The following is a 965-nucleotide window of genomic DNA, read 5'->3' as shown; positions in this document are numbered from 1 at the left end:
TGAGGTGATCTCAGTGGATTCGGCCGTGTTCGTGGTGGGTGAGGACGAGTGCGGCTTGGGCGATGTGGCCGGTTTTGCGGGGGCTGGCGGTGATGCGTTGCAGGGTGCGCCAGCGTTGGGTGAGCAGGGCGAATCCGCGTTCGCCCAGGGCTCGTAGGCTGCGTTGGAGCAGGTTGTAGGTGCGGTGATCGGTATTGAGCGGGCTGCCGAGGACGTGTGCGGCTTTGGAGCGTTTGATGATGGTGTGGACTCCGGCGCCGGTGCCGTGGTAGCCGCCGTCGGCGAGGGTGGGCAGGTCGAGTTGGGAGGCGGCCCAGTACAACGCGCCGAGGGCGTGGTTTTCGGCGGCGGTGATGTCGTGGACCGAGCCGGGTTCGACTGGTGAGACCCAGATCGGGAATCCCTCGGGGGTGGTCAGTGCCTGGATGGTGCCGCCGTGCTGGCGGTGTTTCCCGGAATACCAGCGGTCGATCTCGGTGCCGGTGACGCTAGTGGTCTTCTCACCGAGCCGGTCGCACGGCAACAGTGTGCCGTCCAGGATCACATACCTGGCACCGTCGTTTTTCGCGGTGAGCAGGGCTTGGTGTAAGTCCGGGGCCTTGTCGGCGAGAACGTCGATGACCTCGTCGATATAGCGGTAGCCGGTCGCGCGGGAGATGTTGTTGTCGCGGGCCAGAGCGGGGATGGCGGTGCGATCGCGGAACCACCGCAACCCCATGACCGCCTGGTGGAACGTCGACAACGCCCGCCGCCCGACCGCAGTCCCACGTCGCCTGCGTTCGTCAGTCAGAAGCCCGCTGAGGTAGAGGGCGAGTTCCTCGGCGACATCAAGAGTGGCACTATAGGTGATCACGTGGGGTCCTGGTCCTACGAAGACGATCTTGTGGTGAGACTTCTTCTACCAGGACCCCACGCCCACACCTCTTCAGCCCCTCAGCCACCCCCACCCCACTGAGATCACCTCA

1 protein-coding gene is annotated in these 965 nt (G+C 65.0%); it reads right to left on the bottom strand.

Annotation, left to right across the window (positions count from 1 at the left end):
- Nucleotides 1-10: 10 nt before the first annotated feature.
- Nucleotides 11-853: a transposase family protein gene (locus F1721_RS34225; protein WP_150071002.1), complete on the bottom strand. Its 843-nt coding sequence runs from the start codon at nt 851-853 to the stop codon at nt 11-13.
- Nucleotides 854-965 lie beyond the last annotated feature (112 nt).

The organism is Saccharopolyspora hirsuta (assembly GCF_008630535.1).
In the GTDB taxonomy this organism is placed as follows: Bacteria; Actinomycetota; Actinomycetes; order Mycobacteriales; family Pseudonocardiaceae; genus Saccharopolyspora; species Saccharopolyspora hirsuta.
This window is presented reverse-complemented; position numbering and strand designations above follow the sequence as displayed.